The following is a 15177-nucleotide window of genomic DNA, read 5'->3' on the forward strand; positions in this document are numbered from 1 at the left end:
CTGCGACACGGGGGCCGGCGCGGCGGCCGGGGCCGGGCGGGTGCGCACCACGATCGCGCCGACCAGAGCGGCCAGCTCCTCGGCGGTGGGCACGCCGCGGACGATCCGGAACAGCGGCTCCTCGGCAGACATGACCCCAGGGTACGCGTCGCGAATTCGACCTTCGCCGTACAGTGGCGTGCCGACGGTGTGAGCGTCGCAGCGGCCGGGTACGGTTCTCTGCGATGTCGAACGCGCTCCCCCAACTCGTCGCCGACCGGTACCGGCTTCTCACGCCGCTCGGTCAAGGCGGCATGGGCCGCGTCTGGAAGGCGCGGGACGAGGTGCTGCACCGGGACGTGGCCATCAAGGAACTGGTCCCGCCCCCCGGCCTCACCCCGGAGGAGCGCCGCGAGATGCGCGAGCGCTCGCTGCGTGAGGCGCGGGCGATCGCCCGCCTCAACAACGTCAACGTGGTCCGCATCTTCGACGTGCTGCGCACCGACGGCGATCCGTGGATCGTCATGGAGTACGTGGCGTCGAAGTCGTTGCAGGACACCATCGCCGAGGACGGCCCGGTGTCGGCGGCGAAGGCGGTCGAGATCGGCCTGGGCGTGCTGAACGCGCTGAAGGCCGCGCACAAGGCCGGCATCATGCACCGCGACGTCAAGCCGGGCAACGTGCTGCTCGGCGAGGACGGCCGCGTGGTGCTCACCGACTTCGGCCTGGCCACCATCCCCGGCGACCCGAACGTGACGCGCACCGGCATGGTGCTCGGCTCGCCCGCGTACATCTCGCCGGAGCGCGCCCGCGACGGCACGGCGGGCCCGGAGGCGGACCTCTGGTCGCTCGGCGCCACGCTCTACGCGGCCGTCGAGGGCAAGTCGCCGTACGCGCGCCCGTCGGCGATCGCCACGCTGGCCGCGCTCGCCACCGAGCCGATGCCGCCGCCGCGCAACGCCGGGCCGCTCAAGCCGGTGCTCCAGGGACTGCTGCGCAAGGATCCGGACGAGCGGATCACCGCCGAGGTGGCGGAGCGCATGCTGCGCAAGGCCGCCGGCCGTCGCGCCAAGAGCATCTCGCTGCTGGATGGCGTACGCCGGCCGGGGCCGAACGGTCCGCGCGTGCCGCGCCCGCCGCTGGTGCCCGCGCCGCGCCCGGCCGACCAGGCCGAACGCGCGGCGAGCGCCGCGTCCGGGGTCGCCGCAACCGGGGGTACGGCGGCAGTCGCCGACCCGACGGCGAAGGTGCCGGCGCCCACCTCGGACGCCGGTCCCACCGCGAAGGTGACCCCGCCGCCCGCCGATCCGACGGCGAAGCTCGACCCGGCGCCCTCGGCCGACGAGACGCTTGTGGACGACGAGGCGCGGGTGGACGGCGTCGACCCGGCGCTGGACGAGACGCGGCTCGACGGCGAGCCCGTCACCGACGCCCCGGCGCCGGTCAGCCCGGCCGTGACCGGCTCCGCGCCGGTCAGCCCGGCTCCGGTGCAGGAGGCGCCGTCGACCGGCCGGGCCACCGTGCTGCCGGTCGAGAGGTCCGCGCCGAACCGGCGCAACCTGCTGATCGGCGCGCTGGTCCTGCTGCTGCTCGTCGGTCTGGTGGTGGCTGTGCCGCTGCTGAACAACGGTGACGACGGCGACGGCGGTGAGCCGACGGCCGGCACCTCGGCGTCGGCGGCGCCGCCGCCCGCGCCGAGCGAGAGCGCGTCGCCGAGTGCCCCGGCGACCAGTGCGTCGGCCAGTCCCACGCCGTCGGCCAGTCCGTCGGCCTCGGGTTTCACGCTGCCGGCCGGGTGGCGTCTCTACACCGGCCCGAACGGCTTCAAGGTGCCGATCCCGAACGGCTTCGAGGCGCGGGTCCGCAGCGACAACGTCGTGCTCTACGAGGTCGGCGGCGCTCGGCGGGTGCTGTTCATCCAGTGGACGCCGAACCCGAAGGCCGACGCGTACGCCGACTGGAAGGGCCAGGAGTCGAGCCGGCGTAACTACGTGCGCGACTACAAGCTGGTCGGCATCACCAAGTGCGACGGCTACTACCGCACCTGCGCCGACTGGGACTGGCTGGAGACCCGCGACGACGGCACCCGCTTCCACGTCCGCAACCGTGGTGTGGCGACCGCCAGCAACCGGGGCTTCGCGTTGCGCTGGGAGGTCCCGGCGAAGGACTGGGACGCCAACCTGGCCAACTGGGAGATCATCACCAAGGGCTTCGTGCCGGACCGCAAGAACTGACCGGGAATCCCGCCGGTCACGAAACTCGCTCGCATGGCTTTCCGTCCTCGGGGGTATGAATCCTCCGACGACGGAAGGAGGCGCGACATGGGTTACCGACGGAGGTACACCGGCCCGCGGCTGGCACTGTGGATGCTCGTTGCGCTCGGCGACGTCGTACTGCTCCTGATCAGCGCCGGCCTGTCCGCGCCGGTCGCGGTCCTCGGCGTGCTGACGCTCACGGTCGTGGGTGTGACGGCGTGGCGTCTGACGCGCCGCACGCCGGTGCCCGTCCCGGCCACCGCGCGCCGCAGAGCCTGACCTCGGGTACGACGACAGCGGGACCGCCTCGTGACGAGGCGGTCCCACCTGTGTCGCACGTACGTCAGGTGTTGTTGGCCAGGGCGATGAGCCGGCTGCGGTCACCGTTCCAGTAGTTGCGGTCGACGTTGCCGCTGATCCCGGAGACGGCGCCGGTGCTGGTGTACTGCCAGACGCTCCAGAACGGGGCGCCGGCCGGCAGCGTGCCGGGCGCGCTGGCCCAGCGGGCGAGCCACAGCGGGTGGTTGGCCCACGGGCCGGTCCAGCTGCCGGTGCACTGGTTCCACCAGCTCGTGGTGGTGTAGATGACCGCGTACCGGCCGGTGCGGGAGCGGTAGGTGTTCAGGAAGTCCTGGATCCAGTTGCGCATGCCGGTCGTGCTCAGGCCGTAGCAGTAGCCGCCGCTGTACGGGTTGCCCTCGATGTCCAGCGCGGCGGGAAGCGTACGGCTGTCCGCCGACCAGGCGCCACCGTTGCTGGCCAGGTAGTTGGCCTGGGTGGAACCGGCGGAGATGTTCGGCCGGGCGAAGTGGTACGCCCCGCGGATCACCCCGGCGTTGTACGCGTTGACGTAGTTCGCGTTGAAGTTCGGGTCCTTGTAGCTCGTGCCCTCGGTGGCCTTGATGAAGGCGAACTGGATGCCCGCGTTACGCACGCTGGTCCAGTTGATGCTGCCCTGGTAGCGGGAGACGTCGATCCCGGGCGTGGTCGCGGCGGCGGCCGGTCCGGCGGTCGCCACGAGGGCCACGGCCGCGGTGGCGGCGGCGGCCAGGCCGGCGGCGAGAAGCCGGCGTACGGAGAGTCTGGTGCTGGGCATGGTTGCCTCCAGAGGGACGTCCGTCTATTGACGCCCATCTTTGGAGCTTAGTGCCCTAGATCGCAATAGGGGGAAAGGAAATTTTCATCGACGGTCGCCGTTCGCCCAGGTGGCACATCAGTTGCTGATCAGCGCAGGGTGCTCGGGTCCATCGCCCAGCGGAACGGCTCGGTGACACTGAGCGTCTCGCCCGCCTTGGCGACGGCATCCTCGACGTAGTGCGCGCCGTCGAGCCGGTGCAGCCGCAGCGAGTGGCTGTCACCGTCCTGCTCGACGAGCAGGTACCACGGAATCCGGGCGATCGCGTAGAGCTGCATCTTGACCAGCCGGTCAGTGGCGGCGTTGCCGGGCGAGACGATCTCGCCGACAAGCGCCACGCGATCGGCGTCGAGGATCACGCCGTCGTCGTCGGCGTCGGTGACGACGAGGTCCGGGATCACGATTCGGTCCACGCCCAGCCGCACGTTGATGGCGTCGTAGACGAACAGGCCGGACGGCTCGGCCGCCAGCTCCACGGAGTTCGCCAGTCGTCGCGCCACCCGCTGGTGCCGTCGGCTCGGGGCAGGGCTCACGATCAGGCTCCCGTCGAGCAGTTCGATGCGGTCGTGGCTGTCGCCCAACCCGAGGTAGTCGGCCTCGGTCCACGGACCGACGTGCGAGCTGTAGGGCTCCAAGGGAGCTGCGCTCACCGACCTCACCTCCGCTCCGGCGCCTCGTCCGATCAGTCTCACACTCTATGAGACTCGGCCGGTCGAACGACACGGCTCGGGGCGGTAGGCTCCCCGCCCATGCCCCTGATCGACGGTCTCACCACGCTCTGGGACACGCTGACCAGCGCCCAGCCGGACCCGCCGCCGCTGCTCGTGGTGGTCACCGCCGTGGTCGCGCTCGCGGTGGTCGTGGCCCGGCTGCCCTGGCGGATCGCCCGCAACGCGGTGACCATCGCGCACGAGGGCGGCCACGCGCTCGTCGCGTTGCTCACCGGCCGGCGGCTGCACGGCATCCGGCTGCACTCGGACACCTCCGGGCTGACGCTGTCCGCCGGCCGTCCCACCGGGCCCGGCATGATCCTCACGCTGCTCGCCGGGTACGTCGCGCCGTCGCTGCTCGGCCTCGGCGGCGCGTGGCTGCTGGCCGGTAACCGGATCACGCTGCTGCTCTGGCTCGCGGTGGCGCTGCTGCTGGGCATGCTGGTGATGATCCGCAACCTGTTCGGCGCGCTGTCGCTGCTGGTCACCGGCGGTGTGGTGCTCGCCGTCTCCTGGTACACCTCGCCCGAGGTGCAGGCCGCGTTCGCCTGGACGTCGGTTTGGTTCCTGCTGATCGGCGGCGTACGGCCGGTGTTCGAGCTGCACCGGCAGCGCGCCCGGGGCCGGATGCCGCAGTCCGACGCCGACCAGCTCGCCCGGATCACGCCGTTCCCGGCGTTGTTCTGGGTGGGCGTGTTCCTGCTGGTGAGCGTGGGCGCACTCGCCGCCGGAGCGCTGCTGCTGGCTGGCCCGATCCTCGCCGAATCGGGCCTCACCGCCTGACCGCGCCGAGCCGCATCTCGTCCCGGAGCGGGCCGCCTCGCGGCAGGGCAGAATCGGACCCGTGCGATACGTGATCATCGGAGCGGGCGCGGTCGGCGGCACCATCGGCGTACTCCTGGCCGACTCCGGCCACGACGTGACGCTCGTGGCCCGCGGCGCGCACCTGGACGCGCTGCGGGAACGGGGTCTGACGCTGCGCACGCCGGACCGCGACGTGACCGGCCGGCTCCCCGCTGTGGCCGGGCCGGACGGGCCGCCACTGCCGGCGGACACCGTGCTGGTCCTCACCGTGAAGTCGCAGGACACCGTGGCGGCGCTCGACACCTGGGCGGACGCCCCGGTCGAGGGCGGCGGAACGGCGGGCGAACGGCTGCCGGTCGTGCTGGCCCAGAACGGCGTGGCGAACGAGCCGGCCGCGCTGCGCCGCTTCGCCCGCGTACACCCGGTGTGCGTGTGGCTGCCCGCTACCCACCTGGAGCCGGGCGTGGTGGTCGCCAACGGCCATCCGCATCCGGGCATGCTGCACATCGGCCGCTACCCGGGCGGGGCCGACGACACCAGCCGGGCGGTCGCCGCCGACCTGACCGCCGCCGGGTTCGTCGCGCCGGTCCGCGACGACGTGATGCGCTGGAAGTACGGCAAGCTGCTCGCGAACCTCGGCAACGGCCTCCAGGCGCTGCTCGGCCGGGACGTGCCCGAGCCGCTGTCGAAGCGGGTACGCGCAGAGGGAGAGGCGGCGCTCGCCGCGGCGGGCATCGCCCACACCACTGTCGAGGAGGAGGCCGCCGAACGGGGCGACCTGGTGTCGCACCGGCCGGTCGGCGGCGAGGAGCGCTCCGGCGGCTCCACCTGGCAGAGCCTGGCCCGTGGTGCCGGCTCGGTCGAGACTGACCACCTCAACGGCGAGATCGTGCTGCTGGGGCGCCTGCACGGCGTGCCCACCCCGGCCAACGCGGCCGTGCAGACCGCGGTACGCCGGGCGGTCCGCGACCGGATCCCGGCCGGCGGCTTCCCGCTCGGCGAGTTGGAGAAATTGGTCGGCTGAGCGGGCAACCCGCGCCGCGCCGCCAGGCGTGTCCCCTCACGAACACGGGGAGGTGGCAGGTGCCCGACAGCGACGGGTTCGACGAGTTCTACCGGGGCAGCCGACAGCGGTTGCTCGGGTTCGTCTACGTGCTCACCGGTGACCTCGCCGAGGCGCAGGACGCCGTGCAGGAGGCGTACATCCGGGCCTGGCAGCGGTGGTCCACAGTGCGCGGGTACGACGACCCGGAGGCATGGGTACGGGTGGTGGCGAGCCGGGTCGCGGTGAGCCGCTGGCGCAGCCTGCGCAGCCGGGCCCGTGCCTACCTGCGCCACGGCGCGGTGGCGGACGTGCCGGCGCCGAGCACCGAGACGCTGGAGGTGGTCGCCGCGCTACGCCGGCTGCCCGAGGCCCAGCGCACCGCGATCGCCATGCACTACCTGCTCGGCATGCCGGTCGCCGAGGTGGCGCGGGAGACCGAGGCGCCGATCGGCACCGTGAAGGCCCGGCTGTCCCGGGGGCGGACCGCGCTCGCCGAGTTGCTCGCCGTGGTGGACCTGGAAGAGGAGGCGGCAGATGCCTGACGACGTCGCGCTCGTGGAGTTGCTGCACCGGGACCTGCGCAACGTCACCTGGCCGGAGCCGGAGGCCCTCCGAGCCGCGGCCCGGCGGCGCAGCCGGCGCTCCGCCGCGCTCGCCGCGGTCTCGGTGGTGGTCGTGGCTGCGCTCACCGCGACCCTGGTGGACCGGGCCGGTGCGCCGCCACCGCCCGCCGCCGGTGTCGTCGACGGGCCGGGGGAGATCGTGACCGAGGCGATGCTGGAACCGGCCGACATCCCCGTTGCGACCGGCGAGCGACTCGGCGAGACCGGCCTCGACGAGCCGGTCCGGGTCGACGACCTCCTCCAGGTCTGTGCCCGGGAACAGGGGCGGCCGGCCGAGGAACCACGCTCGCGCTACTCGCGGTCGCAGACCCTGATGGAACCGCCGACCGAGCCCGCGACCACCATCGGAACGGTCCTCACCCAGGATGTCTACCGGATGACGCCCGGCGCGGCGGGCCGGTTCGTCGCCGACCTGGAAGGCACTGTCGCGGCCTGCGGCGCGTGGCGGACGACGGGCCAGGTCTACACCGAGCGGGGGACGGCCGGCGCCGAGGTCGTGCACCGCTGGTACGTCGCGGCGAGCGGCTTCGCCGGAGATCAGGCGCTGCTGCTGCGGCACGAGGCGAGCGTGGCGCCGGACGGGGCGACCGGCCGGCCGCCCGGCTATGCGCCGCTGTTCGAGGACCGCCTGGTCGTACGGGTGGGTGACCTGGTGACGGTGCTGATCCCGTCCGGCCGGCTGCGGACCGACCTGCCCATGGGCCAGGTGCCCGAGGACAGGGTGACCGAGGAACAGGTGCGGCAGATCGCCCGGGTCGCGGCCGAGCGGATGTGCGTCGCCGCGAACCCGGGCTGCTGACGCCGGTGCCCCCGCCGCTTCGGCGGCGGGGGCATCCGACGTACTACAGCGGGATGTTGCCGTGCTTCTTCGGCGGCAGCGTCTCGCGCTTGGTGCGCAGCACCCGCAGCGCCCGCACGATCTGGGTACGCGTCTCGTGCGGCGGGATCACCCCGTCGACGTAGCCGCGCTCGGCCGCGATGTACGGGTTGGCGAGCGTGTCCTCGTACTCGGCGATCTTCTCGGCCCGGACGGCGGCCGGGTCCTCGGCGTTCGCCAGCTCCGAGCGGTAGAGGATGTTCACCGCGCCCTGCGCGCCCATCACCGCGATCTGCGCGGTCGGCCAGGCGAAGTTCAGGTCCGCGCCGAGGTGCTTGGAGCCCATCACGTCGTACGCGCCGCCGTACGCCTTGCGGGTGATGACTGTGACCTTCGGGACGGTGGCCTCGGCGTACGCGTAGATGAGCTTCGCGCCGCGGCGGATGATGCCGTCCCACTCCTGGCCGGTGCCGGGCAGGAAGCCGGGCACGTCCACGAAGGTGAGCACCGGGACGTTGAACGCGTCGCAGGTGCGCACGAACCGGGCCGCCTTCTCCGACGCGGCGATGTCGAGCGTGCCGGCGAACTGCATCGGCTGGTTCGCCACCACTCCAACCGGGCGTCCCTCGACGCGGCCGAAGCCGACCACCATGTTCTGCGCGTACAGCGGCTGCACCTCGAGGAACTCGCCGTCGTCGAGCACGTGCTCGATGACCCGGTGCATGTCGTACGGCTGGTTCGCCGAGTCCGGGATCAGCGTGTCCAGCTCGCGGTCGGAGTCGGTGACGTCGAGGATCGCGGGCGCGTCGAAGACCGGCGGTTCGTCCAGGTTGTTCGACGGCAGGTACGACAGCAGCGCCTTGACGTACTCGATCGCGTCCTCCTCGTCGGTGCCGAGGTAGTGCGCGTTGCCGCTGCGGGCGTTGTGCGTGCGGGCGCCGCCCAGCTCCTCCATGCCGACGTCCTCGCCGGTGACCGTCTTGATCACGTCGGGACCGGTGATGAACATGTGCGAGGTCTGGTCGACCATGACTGTGAAGTCGGTGACCGCCGGGGAGTAGACCGCGCCGCCCGCGCACGGGCCCATGATCAGCGAGATCTGCGGGATGACGCCGCTGGCCCGTACGTTGCGGAAGAAGATCTCGCCGTAGAGGCCGAGGGACGCGACGCCCTCCTGGATCCGCGCGCCGCCGGAGTCGTTGATGCCGACGACCGGGCAGCCGATCTTCATGGCCAGGTCCATCAGCTTGACGATCTTCTCGCCGAAGACCTCGCCGAGGGAGCCGCCGAAGACGGTGAAGTCCTGCGCGAACACGCAGACCTGCCGGCCGTCCACGGTGCCGTAGCCGGTCACCACGCCGTCGCCGTACGGGCGGGTCTTCTCCAGCCCGAAGTTGGTCGAGCGGTGCCGGGCGAACTCGTCCAGCTCGACGAACGAGCCCTCGTCGAGGAGCATCTCGATCCGCTCGCGGGCGGTCTTCTTGCCCCGCGCGTGCTGCTTCTCGACCGCGCGTGCCGACCCGGCGTGCACCGCCTCGTCGAGCCGTCGCTCCAGGTCCGCCAGCTTGCCGGCGGTCGTGTGGATGTTGAACCCGGTCTCGGTAGTCACCCGTGGAATATAACGATGGTTCAGGTGTCTGAGGCTGTGCAGTGCGCCTCACCGCTTCGCGGCGACCGGCGGGCCGGGTGGCCGTAGGCTGGCGGGATGCCCGGCTCGCCGTACACCGATCTGGACCGACCGCCGCTGTCGGCGGCCCGGCTGCGGCGCGCGCTGGTCGCGCCGAACGGGCCCTGGCGCCGGTTGGAGCTGCTGGCCGAGACCGGCTCGACGAACGCGGACGCGGTGGCCGCGGCCCGGGCCGGCGAGCCGGAGGGCCTGGTGGTGGTCGCCGAGCGGCAGACCGCCGGCCGCGGCCGCCGGGGCCGCGTCTGGCAGTCGCCGCCGCGCGCGGGTCTCGCGACGAGCGTGCTGCTGCGGCCGGGTGAGGCGGTCGCGGAGCGCGGCTGGTCGCCCGTGCCCGCCACCGGGTACGGCTGGCTGCCGCTGCTCGCCGGCGTCGCGCTGGTCGAGGCGGTACGCCTGCTGGCCGAGCTGGACGCGCGGCTGAAGTGGCCCAACGACCTGCTGGTGGACGGCGCGAAGTGCGCCGGGGTGCTGGCCGAGGCGGTGCCGGGGGAGATCGACAGGCCCCCGGCGATCGTGGTCGGTGTCGGGCTGAACGTGACGCTGCGCGCCGACGAACTGCCGGAGAACCCGACCGGGCTGCCCGCCACCTCGCTACAGCTCGCCGGCGCCACCGCCACCGACCGGGATCCGCTGCTGCGGGCGCTGCTGCGCTCGCTCGCCGACTGGTACGAGCGCTGGCGTGACGCCGGAGGTGACGCGGAGGCCAGTGGGCTGCGTGAGGCGTACCTGGCGGGGTGCGCGACAGTCGGCCGCCGGGTGCGGGTGCTGCTGCCCGACGGCCGGGAGGCGCACGGCACCGCCACCGGCGTGGACGCCGACGGGCAGCTCCTGGTCGACGCCGGCGGGGAGACGTTGCGGCTGGCCGCGGGCGACGTGCTGCACCTGCGCTGAGGCGCCCGGGAAGATCAGCGCAACAACCGTCGCCGACCGCCCGCGCGGCCGATGCCGGCCGGATGCGCCGACCGGTTACGGTCAGCGCGTCCGGTTCTGCGAGGAGGTTCCGCCGTGGCGTTCCCCGAAGACGTGCTCACCGAGGACGAGCACGTCGTGTTGCACCTGCACCCGCACTGGAAGGCCCTGATCCGGCCGGTCCTGGTGCTCGTGCTCGCCGTCGCGGCGGTCGTCGCCGGGTGGCTCCTGCTGCCCGACGGCAGCGGCGGCACGATCGCGCTCTACGCGATCGCGGTGGTCGCGCTGGTGCTGGTGTTGTGGCTGGGTCTGTGGCCGTTTCTGGTCTGGCGCACCACGCACTACCTGTTCACGAACGAGCGGGTGCTGCTCCAGCAGGGCGTGCTGTCGCGTAACCGGCGGGATCTGCCGCTGACCCGGATCAACGACCACGCCATGCACCAGCGTTTCGTGGAGCGGCTGCTGGGCTGCGGCACGCTGACCATCGAGTCGGCGGGTGAGCGCGGCCAGTCGGTGCTGCACGACGTGCCGGGCGTGGACCGGGTGCAGACGAAGCTCTACGAGCTGGTCGAGGCGCACCACGACAAGCACAGCCTGGGTGACGGCGAGATGCGCGAGATCCTGGCCGACATGACCGAGGGCAAGTCCCTGCGCGACCAGCCCTGACCCGGCGACGGAAGAGGCCGGCACCCCGTGGCAGGGGTGCCGGCCTCTCGTCGTTCAGCGGCGGGCGCGGCGGGGCTGGAGTTCCGCGGCGAGTTCGGCGTCCAGGTCGGCGCCGAGCGCGCCACCGAGCCCCGCGTCCGCCGGTGCGGGGCGCCCCCGCGGCGGCGGGAAGTCGGCCGCCCGGCCGGCGGCCGCGGGCGGTTCCTCCTCCTCCAGCTCGCTGACCGACTCGGCCAGCTCGGCCACCGGGTCCATCTCGGCGACGTTGTCCCACTCGTCACGCGGCACCGAGTGCCAGGTCTCCTCGGCGTGCTTGGGGACGGGCTGGAAGACGAACGTCCGGTAGGACCAGAAGCGGAACAGCGTGGCCAGCAGGACACCGATCGTCTTGGCGACGTTCAGCGCGAGCAGGCCGTGTACGCCGAGGCCGTACTTGGCCAGGGCCAGGACGCCGAGTTCGATGACCAGGCCCGCACCGTTGAAGAGGAAGAACAGGACGTATTCGCGCCGGAGTGCCGATTTCGGTCGATCACGGTACGTCCAGTGACGATTCATCAGATACGACGTGATCGTGGCGACAATCGTCGCGATCACTGTCGCCTTCAGCTGACCGTCACGGAAAACCGTGAGTGCCAGCGCATTGAACACCGCGTAATTGATGACGGTGTTGATGCCGCCGACGATGCCGAATTTGAGCGCCTCGTGGATGAACTTCTGCCAGCGCTCGGGCAGCAGACGGACTCCAGGCATGCGGAACACCTTAGGCAGTTGGCTGGGCCGGCTGGGCCCGGCGGGTCGGGATGGGCGGTTCGTCACGCCCCGGACTCTCGGTCGTGGCTCGTTGCCGGAACGGGAGGTGTTCCCGCCTCGACGAAGACGAACCGTCGGTACGACCAGAACCGGAAGAGCGTGCCCAGGCCGGTGCCGACGACGAAGCTCGCGATGTTGTCGGCCAGGGGGGTCTGGAACACCGCGGGCCAGATCGCGCCCAACCCGTAGTGGCTGATCGCCAGGCAGGCCACCGCAATGCCGAGGCCGACCGCGTTGAAGAAGAAGAACAGCGCGTACTCGCGGGCCGGGTTCGACCGCTGCCGGTGCCGCCAGGTCCAGAACCGGTTGCCGAGGAAGGCGACAGTCGCGGCGATCACCGTGGAGATGGTCTTCGCGGCCAGCGGGGGCATGTCCCGGCCGCTGGACAGGTAGTTGAAGAGGACGAAGTCCACGACGAAGGCCAGACCGCCGACGGTGGCGAACTTGCTCAGCTCGTGGATGAGGTGACCGAAACGGTCGAGCAGTGCTCCGATCGGACCCCGGCGGGTCTGCGGAGCCCCCGGTTGGTCTCCGGTCATCGTCGCGGCCACCCGCCGAGAGTACCGGTTGTGCGGTAACCGGGCGGACTGCAACGGCGAGTCGGGCACGACGGCTTCGCCGCGGCCGTCGCGCTCGGGCCGCGCGGGTCGGAGAGGCGTCGCCCGTTCTCGATGTCCGTGAGCAGAGCGTAACGCGCTGTGCGAATCTGTGGAGCGCATCACGGAATCGTCTTTCGCGACACGTTCGTACGCTTCCCCTCGATCGGGCGTCGGGGTCACTCCGGCGCCGGACCCGGTCGTCGAAGGTTCACCGCAGGATTTGCGTGAAACTGCGCGCGAAAGCGGGTATCAGATCGTGATGCCGCAGCGTGGCCGTACCTTGTGCAGTTCTTCACAACCAGTCCCACTGACTGACGAGGCAGTCCGGTTTACGCTGAGCCCAATCCCAGGTTTCCACGAGGCGGCGTACCAGCCCGCCGGAACTCGTGCACCCCATAGATCGGTCAGCGTCGACCACAAGGAGAAGTGACATGGTTGCTCCGGCTGCTGTTCGGGGTATCGATCAGGCCCCGACGTCCCACCCCAAGCTGCTGGCCTGGGTACGTGAGGTCGCGGAACTGACCACCCCGGACCGCGTGGTCTGGGTGGACGGGTCTGATGAGGAGTGGCGCCGTCTCACCGACGAACTCGTCGCCAACGGCACCCTGATCCGCCTTAATCCCGAGAAGAAGCCCAACTCGTTCTACGCGCGTACCGACCCCACGGATGTCGCCCGGGTGGAGGAGCGCACCTTCATCTGCTCCGTCGACGAGGCGGACGCCGGCCCCACCAACAACTGGATGGCGCCGGCCGAGATGAAGCGGACGATGACGGAGCTGTACCGCGGCAGCATGCGCGGACGCACCATGTACGTCATCCCGTTCTGCATGGGCCCCATCGAGGCCGAGAACCCCATGTTCGGCGTGGAGATCACCGACAGCCCGTACGTCGTCGCCTCGATGCGGATCATGACCCGGATGGGGTCGGCGATCCTGGAGGCGATGGGCGACGACGCCGACTTCGTGCACGCGCTGCACTCCATCGGCGCCCCGCTCGCGCCGGGCCAGCAGGACGTGGCGTGGCCGTGCAACGAGACCAAGTACATCTCGCACTTCCCGGAGAGCCGGGAGATCTGGTCCTACGGCTCCGGCTACGGCGGCAACTCGCTGCTCGGCAAGAAGTGCTACTCGCTGCGTATCGCCAGCGTGATGGGGCGCGACGAGGGCTGGCTGGCCGAGCACATGCTGATCCTCAAGATCACCTCGCCGGAGGGCAAGGTCTACCACATCGCCGGCGCCTTCCCGTCCGCCTGCGGCAAGACCAACCTCGCCATGCTGGAGCCGACCATCCCGGGCTGGAAGGTCGAGACCATCGGCGACGACATCGCCTGGATGCGGTTCGGCGCGGACGGCCGCCTCTACGCGATCAACCCGGAGTACGGCCTGTTCGGCGTCGCTCCCGGCACCGACTGGAAGACCAACGCCAACGCCATGCGGACGCTGGACCGGGGCAACTCCATCTTCACCAACGTGGCGCTCACCGACGACGGCGACATCTGGTGGGAGGGCATGGGTGAGCCGCCGGCGCACCTGATCGACTGGAAGGGCAACGACTGGACGCCGGAGAGCGAGAACCTCTCCTCGCACGCGAACAGCCGTTTCTGCACCCCGATCACGCAGTGCCCGATCCTGGCCGACGACTACTACGACCCGAACGGCGTGCCGATCGACGCGATCCTGTTCGGCGGCCGTCGCCGGGACACCATCCCGCTGGTCACCGAGGCCCGCGACTGGGTGCACGGCGTCTACATGGGCGCCACGCTCTCCTCGGAGACGACCGCCGCCGCCTCCGGTGCGGTCGGCGTGGTCCGCCGCGACCCGATGGCCATGCTGCCGTTCATCGGCTACAACGCCGGCGACTACTTCCGGCACTGGATCGAGATGGGCAAGGGCGCGGACGGCGACGAGGCCAAGCTGCCCAAGATCTACTACGTGAACTGGTTCCGCAAGGACGCCGAGGGCAACTTCCTCTGGCCGGGCTTCGGCGAGAACTCCCGCGTGCTCAAGTGGGTCATCGAGCGGCTGGAGGGCCGGGCCGAGGCCGTGGAGACGCCGATCGGGATGGTGCCGGCGCAGGACGCGCTCGACGTCGAGGGTCTGGACATGACCCCGGAGGACGTCCGGATCGCGCTGAAGGTCGACGCGGACGAGTGGCGCAACGAGCTGCCGCTCGTCACCGAGTGGTTCGAGAAGTTCGGGGACAAGCTCCCCGGCGTGCTCTGGGCCGAGCTGGACGCGCTGCGCGCCCGGCTGGACGCGGAGCCGCAGAAGTAACAGGTGTGCCTGTTGCCCGCGCCGGGCAACATCGGATGCCATGAGGACGGCCGCTGAACCTGTCGAGGTCCGGCGGCCGTCCGCCGTCCGGGCGCTCACCACGCTGCTCGCCGTGACCGCGGCGGCCACCGTCGTGGTCGAGCTGCTCAACTACTGGTACGCCCCGGAGCAGGAGTTCGGTCTGGCCGTACGCACCGGCTGGGCGATGCTCCGGTCGCTCGGCTTCCTGCTGCTGATCGGCCATGTGAACAAGGGCCGGGTGGGTGCCCGGCCGTTCGGGCTGATCCTGGCGGTGACCACGATCTTCGCGGTCGGGCGGCTGATCGTGCCCCGGCAGGGGGTGCCCGCGCTGCCCGGCCTGATCGGGTTCGCCGTGCTCACCGCGCTCTGCGTCGCCGTGGTGGTGCTGCTCTACCGCTCCGAGGCGATCCGCGCGCACCTGGTCCGGCACCGCAAGGGCCTGGTGGTCGAGGGCGGGACGATCGCCTGGCGGGAGATGACGCCGAAGCGCCCGCAGGCGAACGGGTGGGTGCTCACCGCCCGCGTCGCGGCGTTCACCTACAGCCCGCTGATGCTGGTGCCGGCGCTCGTCGCCACGGGCGCCGTGCTGGACGGGCGGCTGGCCGCCGTACCGGCAGTGATCCTCTGGTTCGGCGCGGGCATCGCGGTCAGCTACGCCGTGCTGTTCTGCACCGCCTTCCTGCTGCGCGACAAGGCGTGGGCGCGGAACGGCCTGGTGGCCGTCACCCTCGGCGTCCTCGCGATCGACCTGCCCCTGTGCTGGTGGCTGCTCGGCACCGACGGCCTGATCCGAGACGGCGCCCCCCTGGTCACAGCCGCCGCCCTCTGCCTCTGGTCCCTGAAC

At 71.6% G+C, this 15177-nt stretch carries 16 protein-coding genes and 1 pseudogene; 10 read left to right on the forward strand and 7 right to left on the reverse strand.

Features of this window, described 5'->3' with window-relative positions; all coding sequences use genetic code 11:
* Positions 1-132 (reverse strand): acyl-CoA carboxylase subunit epsilon (locus EAD96_RS19975; RefSeq protein ID WP_147457906.1); only part of this gene is annotated, 132 nt, incomplete at its 3' end.
* 92 nt (positions 133-224) lie between these two features.
* Here EAD96_RS19975 and EAD96_RS19980 point away from each other — a divergent pair.
* Positions 225-2213, forward strand: coding sequence for a serine/threonine-protein kinase (locus EAD96_RS19980; RefSeq protein WP_121685392.1), 1989 nt, complete (start codon positions 225-227; stop codon positions 2211-2213).
* 87 nt (positions 2214-2300) lie between these two features.
* Positions 2301-2513, forward strand: a complete 213-nt coding sequence (locus EAD96_RS19985; protein ID WP_120571642.1) for a hypothetical protein — start codon at positions 2301-2303, stop codon at positions 2511-2513.
* 64 nt (positions 2514-2577) lie between these two features.
* Here the strand turns inward: EAD96_RS19985 and EAD96_RS19990 are convergent, their stop codons facing one another.
* Complete coding sequence (locus tag EAD96_RS19990) at positions 2578-3330, reverse strand: GH25 family lysozyme (protein WP_121685393.1); 753 nt, start codon at positions 3328-3330, stop codon at positions 2578-2580.
* Positions 3331-3458: 128 nt separating this feature from the next.
* Positions 3459-4019 carry a Uma2 family endonuclease gene (locus EAD96_RS19995; protein WP_199733240.1) on the reverse strand — a complete coding sequence of 187 codons (561 nt, stop codon included), beginning with the start codon at positions 4017-4019 and terminating at the stop codon, positions 3459-3461.
* A gap of 99 nt (positions 4020-4118) precedes the next feature.
* Here EAD96_RS19995 and EAD96_RS20000 point away from each other — a divergent pair, with 99 nt between their 5' ends.
* The 4 genes from EAD96_RS20000 to EAD96_RS20015 all read left to right on the forward strand — a co-directional run bounded on the left by EAD96_RS20000 (position 4119) and on the right by EAD96_RS20015 (position 7350).
* Positions 4119-4862, forward strand: a complete 744-nt coding sequence (locus EAD96_RS20000) for a M50 family metallopeptidase (RefSeq protein WP_120571639.1) — start codon at positions 4119-4121, stop codon at positions 4860-4862.
* A 61-nt stretch (positions 4863-4923) separates the two neighbouring features.
* On the forward strand, positions 4924-5907 hold the full coding sequence (locus EAD96_RS20005) for a ketopantoate reductase family protein (RefSeq protein ID WP_121685395.1): 984 nt from the start codon (positions 4924-4926) through the stop codon (positions 5905-5907).
* A gap of 59 nt (positions 5908-5966) precedes the next feature.
* On the forward strand, positions 5967-6470 hold the full coding sequence (locus EAD96_RS20010; protein WP_120571637.1) for a sigma-70 family RNA polymerase sigma factor: 504 nt from the start codon (positions 5967-5969) through the stop codon (positions 6468-6470).
* On the forward strand, positions 6463-7350 hold the full coding sequence (locus EAD96_RS20015; protein WP_121685396.1) for a hypothetical protein: 888 nt from the start codon (positions 6463-6465) through the stop codon (positions 7348-7350). Before EAD96_RS20010 ends, EAD96_RS20015 begins: the two co-directional genes overlap by 8 nt.
* 43 nt (positions 7351-7393) lie before the next feature.
* On the opposite strand, the gene EAD96_RS20020 is transcribed toward EAD96_RS20015, so the two are convergent.
* A complete protein-coding gene (locus EAD96_RS20020) occupies positions 7394-8977 on the reverse strand; it encodes an acyl-CoA carboxylase subunit beta (protein ID WP_120571635.1) in 1584 nt (527 codons plus the stop codon).
* 96 nt (positions 8978-9073) lie between these two features.
* On the opposite strand from EAD96_RS20020, the gene EAD96_RS20025 reads away from it, so the two are divergent.
* Both EAD96_RS20025 and EAD96_RS20030 read left to right on the forward strand, forming a co-directional pair.
* The gene (locus tag EAD96_RS20025) at positions 9074-9946 is read left to right on the forward strand and encodes a biotin--[acetyl-CoA-carboxylase] ligase (protein ID WP_121685397.1); all 873 of its coding nucleotides are present in this window, start codon (positions 9074-9076) and stop codon (positions 9944-9946) included.
* A gap of 114 nt (positions 9947-10060) precedes the next feature.
* Positions 10061-10630, forward strand: a complete 570-nt coding sequence (locus tag EAD96_RS20030) for a PH domain-containing protein (protein ID WP_121685398.1) — start codon at positions 10061-10063, stop codon at positions 10628-10630.
* A 54-nt stretch (positions 10631-10684) separates the two neighbouring features.
* On the opposite strand, the gene EAD96_RS20035 is transcribed toward EAD96_RS20030, so the two are convergent.
* The 3 genes and pseudogenes from EAD96_RS20035 to EAD96_RS31910 form a co-directional block, all read right to left on the reverse strand.
* On the reverse strand, positions 10685-11380 hold the full coding sequence (locus EAD96_RS20035) for a GtrA family protein (RefSeq protein ID WP_120573974.1): 696 nt from the start codon (positions 11378-11380) through the stop codon (positions 10685-10687).
* Between the two features lie 62 nt (positions 11381-11442).
* On the reverse strand, positions 11443-11979 hold the full coding sequence (locus EAD96_RS20040) for a GtrA family protein (protein WP_121685400.1): 537 nt from the start codon (positions 11977-11979) through the stop codon (positions 11443-11445).
* Positions 11980-12239: 260 nt separating this feature from the next.
* A pseudogene (locus tag EAD96_RS31910) lies at positions 12240-12335 on the reverse strand (GtrA family protein); the annotation flags it as partial.
* A 135-nt stretch (positions 12336-12470) separates the two neighbouring features.
* Between EAD96_RS31910 and EAD96_RS20050 the strand changes: the two are divergent.
* Positions 12471-14312 (forward strand): phosphoenolpyruvate carboxykinase (GTP), encoded by a 1842-nt coding sequence (locus EAD96_RS20050; RefSeq protein ID WP_091415722.1) that lies wholly within the window; start codon positions 12471-12473, stop codon positions 14310-14312.
* Positions 14313-14352: 40 nt separating this feature from the next.
* Positions 14353-15177 (forward strand): hypothetical protein (locus EAD96_RS20055; RefSeq protein WP_121685399.1); only part of this gene is annotated, 825 nt, incomplete at its 3' end.

Origin of the sequence: Micromonospora sp. BL1 (assembly GCF_003667485.1) — a bacterium.
GTDB lineage: Bacteria > Actinomycetota > Actinomycetes > Mycobacteriales > Micromonosporaceae > Micromonospora > Micromonospora tulbaghiae.

Coding starts and splice junctions, on each gene's coding strand:
- EAD96_RS20035 (WP_120573974.1), bottom strand. CDS start 11,380: ATGCCTGGAGTCCGTCTGCTGCCCGAGCGCTGGCAGAAGTTCATCCAC.
- EAD96_RS19980 (WP_121685392.1), top strand. CDS start 225: ATGTCGAACGCGCTCCCCCAACTCGTCGCCGACCGGTACCGGCTTCTC.
- EAD96_RS20015 (WP_121685396.1), top strand. CDS start 6,463: ATGCCTGACGACGTCGCGCTCGTGGAGTTGCTGCACCGGGACCTGCGC.
- EAD96_RS20050 (WP_091415722.1), top strand. CDS start 12,471: ATGGTTGCTCCGGCTGCTGTTCGGGGTATCGATCAGGCCCCGACGTCC.
- EAD96_RS19985 (WP_120571642.1), top strand. CDS start 2,301: ATGGGTTACCGACGGAGGTACACCGGCCCGCGGCTGGCACTGTGGATG.
- EAD96_RS20000 (WP_120571639.1), top strand. CDS start 4,119: ATGCCCCTGATCGACGGTCTCACCACGCTCTGGGACACGCTGACCAGC.
- EAD96_RS19990 (WP_121685393.1), bottom strand. CDS start 3,330: ATGCCCAGCACCAGACTCTCCGTACGCCGGCTTCTCGCCGCCGGCCTG.
- EAD96_RS20040 (WP_121685400.1), bottom strand. CDS start 11,979: ATGACCGGAGACCAACCGGGGGCTCCGCAGACCCGCCGGGGTCCGATC.
- EAD96_RS20025 (WP_121685397.1), top strand. CDS start 9,074: ATGCCCGGCTCGCCGTACACCGATCTGGACCGACCGCCGCTGTCGGCG.